Annotated in this window: 4 protein-coding genes and 1 pseudogene; 4 read left to right on the top strand and 1 reads right to left on the bottom strand. The window is 59.3% G+C overall.

The genetic code is table 11. The features are described from left to right. Positions 1-395: hypothetical protein (locus PQR02_RS39540; protein WP_408243246.1), on the bottom strand; the 395-nt coding region annotated here is incomplete at its 3' end. A gap of 522 nt (positions 396-917) precedes the next feature. Here PQR02_RS39540 and PQR02_RS39535 point away from each other — a divergent pair. The 4 genes and pseudogenes from PQR02_RS39535 to PQR02_RS39520 all read left to right on the top strand — a co-directional run bounded on the left by PQR02_RS39535 (position 918) and on the right by PQR02_RS39520 (position 5218). Next, a complete protein-coding gene (locus PQR02_RS39535) occupies positions 918-1130 on the top strand; it encodes a hypothetical protein (RefSeq protein WP_408243247.1) in 213 nt (70 codons plus the stop codon). A 400-nt stretch (positions 1131-1530) separates the two neighbouring features. Beyond that, complete coding sequence (locus PQR02_RS39530; protein ID WP_408243245.1) at positions 1531-2010, top strand: VOC family protein; 480 nt, start codon at positions 1531-1533, stop codon at positions 2008-2010. A gap of 360 nt (positions 2011-2370) precedes the next feature. Then, positions 2371-3511: pseudogene (locus PQR02_RS39525) on the top strand (sensor histidine kinase). A 177-nt stretch (positions 3512-3688) separates the two neighbouring features. Continuing rightward, complete coding sequence (locus PQR02_RS39520; protein WP_408243244.1) at positions 3689-5218, top strand: CYTH and CHAD domain-containing protein; 1530 nt, start codon at positions 3689-3691, stop codon at positions 5216-5218. Positions 5219-5231: the final 13 nt, after the last annotated feature.

Below are 5231 nucleotides of genomic sequence, written 5' to 3'. Positions count from 1 at the left end.
GTTTCGCGTTGCGGCAAAGAATAGCTCGAATTGGGTTGCAGGACCTCGCTTGTCCCAAAGATCGTGAACGTAGAGCTATCTCTGAGGGGTACAGGCGTTTCGCCGATCTGATTGAGTGGAGAGGGGGTGCTGTCAATACTTCTGAGCTTCGCGCTATGTGTGGGAGCAGCAGGAGTCGAATCAGCCTCTCTCCTGGTACGGGAAGCAATGCCGGTGCTCCGGGAATTATTCGTCAACTGCTGGAAGGCCTGTTGACCGACACTGTTGCGCAAAGAGGATCGATTTTTTAAGGGTGGCTGCGGGAAAGCAGAGTCTCTTTCACTGCTGGCGGAACTGTCATTTTCATTGTCATTTTGTGTAGGTGGCACATAGAGAGGGGTGTTATCTATTTTCATAACATTGACTTCCACATCTGGACGAAAGGGACGTGGAACCCATTTCACACTGTTTCCTCAAGGTTGACGTAGTACACCCGCACTTTTCCTATGCCCGCCGTAGCTGACACGGTTGTCAGGCGGTGTATCCGAGTTCGCGCAGAGTGAAACGACGTTCGGAAACGCTCTTGAGTTCTGCACTTCGGCGCAGCGCGTGAACCTTTTACCTCGGCTTTACGAGCAGAACGGAATTTTCTGGGCTCCGGCTTACAGCCCCTACTTTTTCGGCGACCGGTTAACCTTGGGCACCTGAACAACGGAAGCCCAAGGATGGAAGCGTCGATCATCGATGACGACCTGTGGAGCACTGATCGAACCGTTCGAAACTTCATCATGGCGCGTTGATGCCGACTTGCGGCTTCCACCGCAGCCATGGGACGGGGAAGTCCATTTCATTCTCCGAGTGATTTTGGAAACTGACCTCTTAGTACGGCTTGGTTTGCCGGCTTTCGCTTTGAGCCGCGCTCTCATCTCGACTGCCATATCGCGCTCATTGCCAGCGGGGTGCAACGTCAATCGTTCCGTGGGGAAACCCTGTTGCTCACGCACGGCGCGATTCAGGTCATGCGACCCGGATCAAGGCCCATTTGGGAAGGGCGTTCGACGGAGCGATCGACTACGTCGCAAGCGGGACTAAGGCCAACATCGTTTCACTATCTAGCTGCCTGCGTCCGCACGATGCCGTCATTGCAGTGAGCTCGGGACATATCGTAGTCGGAGAAGCCGGTGCGATCGAGGCGGCAGGCCACAAGCGCATCGTCGCTCATTCCCGCATTGGAGCAGCTCTTTGCTTTTCATATTTGGAGAAAGTCGGACAACGATCATTCTGTGATTCGCCTCGTTACGTCCTGGGCCACACAAGAATGCCAGGTCGACGCCTTTCTGGCTCGGCTCGCCCAACTTTGAAGGCACGCCGACGTTTGCCATTTCCGCCGCCTGTTTGGCCGATGTTTTGGAATTCGAACTTTCACGTATTTCGAAACACTCCAGCCAAGCTATTATCGAAAGTCGATGCCGACTGCCTGGATGGCGTGAACATTAGAATCCCTACCCTTAAAGGCAGATAGCGGCGTGCGTTTCTGAAAAGGAGATTGCGATGGCTGAGCTCGTAACATGCTTGTGGTTCGATCACGGTAGAGCGCGCGAGGCGGCGGAGTTTTATGCCGCGACGTTTCCCGACAGCCGTGTCGATGCAGGTCATGTATCCCCTATACCGGGCATTGGGCAGGGTCCGGAGTTGACGGTTGAGTTCACCGTGCTCGGTCGGCGCTTCATAGGGCTAAACGGCGGGCCCAATTTCAAGGCTAACGAGGCGGTAAGTTTCATGGTCCTGACGGATAGCCAGGAAGAGACCGACCGATATTGGAACGCCGTTACCGGCAATGGCGGAGAGGAAGCGCCTTGCGGCTGGTGCAAGGACCGCTGGGGCTTTTCGTGGCAGATCACGCCGAGGCGGCTGCTGGAGTTCGTCAGCGGGACCGATCATGACGCCGGACGGCGTGCAATGGACGCGATGATGAAAATGAAGAAGATCGATATCAGCGCGATAGAGCGCGCCGCGGCGGCGGCTGATTGACACGTAGACGCGGCGGCTCGGTCAGTCAATCGATGTGGCTGGCCACGAAGCCTTGACGATGCCGGCCACTGCGTCAGCGACGCATGATCGCAGCGCCGCAAGCGCGACGCCGCGCAGCATACGCGGCCAGCGTCGAAGAGGACACCGACGCGCAGGCAATCTGATGCGTTCTGCTGCGACGCACGAACGGCCCCGCTTCCGCGTAGCTTACGCAGGACCGCAGCCGCGACCGTCCTGACGTGACGATCTCGTTCGTCTTCAACGGCGCTTCGACCGGTCAAAGTTTGTCCCCGATTTGGGCGTAACATAAGTACAGTGCCTTGGACCTCGGCACCCGTTTTACGCGCCGGAGATGCCCTCATGCGCCTTGCTGACTTTATCTTGCGAGACATGGAGCCGATCCTGCTGCAATGGGAGGTGTTCGCGGCCAGCCTCCTGCCTGCGGCGGCAAACATGGAATCGCCGGCGTTACGCGACCACGCGCACCAGATCCTGCTCGCGGTGGCGAAGGATTTGCGGACTTCGCAAACCCGGAAAGCACAGCGCGAAAAATCCCTTGGCCGAGCCCCCGGTCCGATCGACGCGAGCGAAACAGCCGCCCAAACGCACGCCCTTCTGAGGGCACGGTCCGGCTTCAATATCAAACAGCTCGTAGCCGAATATCGCGCGCTGCGCGCTAGCGTGCTTCGCTTGTGGATGGATGATTGCGCGCCCCGTGCCCCCGACCTGGACGACGTGATTCGCTTCAACGAAGCGATCGATCAAGCACTTGCCGAATCAGTCGCTATGTTCAGTGCGCGGGTCGACCAGGACCGTAATCTCCTGCTTGGCATGCTGGGGCACGACATGCGCAGCCCTCTGCAAGCCGTTAAGGTCACGGCTTCCTATCTGGCGGCGCTGAATGCCGGGGAGCGAGTATCGGCAGCCGCCGGCCGCCTGATACGTAGCGGCGCCCGGATACAGGCCTTGCTTGACGACCTGACCGAATTCAAACCGGACCAAACTGGGCTTGGGCATCAACATCACGCCCACGAGTCTGAATCTGGCGGATGTGCGCGCCGACGAGATCGACGAGTTGCGTGCCATTCATCCTGACAGGCACATTGAGTTGCACGTGAGCGGTGATTTACAGGGGATCTGGGATGGCCAGCGCCTGCAGCAATTGCTGGGAAATCTTGTCACCAATGCCATCAGGTACGGAGCACAGGACACTCCGGTTCAAGTGACGTTGACCGGCAACACAACGCATGTCCGGGTCGACGTCAGCAACCGCGGGCCGGTCATAGAGAGCGCAACGCTGAAGTGCATCTTCGATCCCCTGACGCGGGGGGAAAGCCATCAGAACACGTACGATGGAGCGGGTAATCTTGGACTGGGGTTGTACATTGTGAACGAGATCGCCAGAGCCCATCACGGAAAAATCGAAGCGTGGTCGGACGAAACAGAGACCTCATTTTCAGTGTCACTCCCGCGCGCCGACGGAATGGTTGCGGAGAGTTGACGGTGCCGCGACGGCGCTGCGCTGGCCGGTCACACATAAGTTTTTGTCCGCAATGAAGATGATGCGCCAGGCCAGGTATCGATAGGCGGGCATCGCCCGCCAGCGGGCCCCACGACCCACGCGCATTCCGATGCTTTGGGTGTAGCCTGACGGTCCAGCACGCAAGGGGGAGGCGGTATGGAACGAGAGTTGAAGCTACGAATTCCTATTGAAGATCTTGAGAAGCTGCGTCACGCACCTCTGCTTGCGCAATCGGCAAGCGCGGCGGATCCTCCCAAATTGCTGACCAGCACCTATTTCGATACGCCCGAGCTTGCCTTTCACTGGTGCGGCGCTTCGCTGCGGGTGCGGGTCATCGGCGGCGAGCGCCTCCAGACGTTAAAGCTTGAAGGATCCGCGCGGGCGGGCCTGTTCGACAGGGCCGAGTTCGAGATGCCCGTCGACAGCGACACGCCCGATCTGAAGCTGCTGCTGGACCAGATTTCCGCTGATACCGATTGCGGCAAACTGATTCGTGACGAGGCGACCGCCGCGCGGCTGAAGCCCGTATTCGTCACGCGTATCAATCGATCCGCTATTCCATTGCGGTTGCCGTCTGGAGACGAACTCGAAGTGGCGCTCGACGAGGGCACCATCGAGGCGGATTCGGGCTCGGTTCCGATTGCGGCTGTGGAACTGGAGTTGAAGCAAGGGCAATCAGAGAATTTGTACGGCGTGGCGCTCGAACTGCTGGAAACCGTGCCTGTGCGCATCGACCATATGAGCAAAGCTGATCTCGGCTACGAACTGCTCGTAGCGGAGCACAGCGACGCGGTGAGGGCTCAACCGGTGCAGTTGAACAGGCGCGATTCGGTCGAGGACGCGTTCTGCAGTATCGCCCGCAACTGTCTGGATCAGGTTCACGCGAACGAACGTGGCGTCGTGTCCGGCCATGATCCGTCTAGCGTTCATCAGATGCGCGTGGGACTTCGTCGGCTGCGCTCGGCCCTTGACCTGTTCGCAGACGAGATTCCCGCTTATGCCGGTCTTGACGAGGAATTGCGCTGGATTGCAGCAGAGCTCGGTGCGGCGCGTGATTGGGAAGTACTCGCGGGATCGACGCTCGATCGTGCGGCGACGAGCGCAAGCGCGGATGAAATCCTGCCGGTACGTCAGGCGTGCGAGCAGATCGCCGCCAACAATCGGCAGCGCGCGGCAGACGCGGTGGAGTCGGCCCGCTACACCCGGCTCGTACTCCAGCTCGCGGTATGGTTGAATCGAAAGGGATGGCGCGACGGAATGTCCGACAAACAGCGCGGAAGCCTTGACCGGCCCGCCGGGCAGTTCGCCGCGGATGTCCTGCGTCGTCGGCACAGGAAGTTGATCAAACGTGGCAAGCGGCTTGCCGATCTCGACGATCACCGTCGCCACCGTGCCCGCATTGCAGCGAAGAAAGTCCGATATGCCACCGAGTTCTTCGCGTCGCTGTGTCCCAGGCGCGCCGTGCGGCACTACATCGATGCGTTGACCGCGCTGCAGGACGATCTGGGTTGGCGCAACGATGCGGTGGTCGCCGACCAGCTTCTCAGGTCGGTGCCGCGAGTATCACCCGACACGGCCTCGGGAGCAGCCTTCGCGCGGGGTTATCTCGCTTCACGTGTCGCTGCCGATCACCAGACCTTGAAGAAGCTGTGGAAAAAGTTCAGACGTCTTTCGCCGCCGGCATAAAGCCAGCTGGCTG

This window comes from Paraburkholderia sediminicola, from assembly GCF_046026895.1.
GTDB lineage: Bacteria > Pseudomonadota > Gammaproteobacteria > Burkholderiales > Burkholderiaceae > Paraburkholderia > Paraburkholderia sediminicola_C.
Note: the sequence above shows the minus strand (reverse complement) of the source record. Positions and strands in the feature narration are given on the sequence as shown.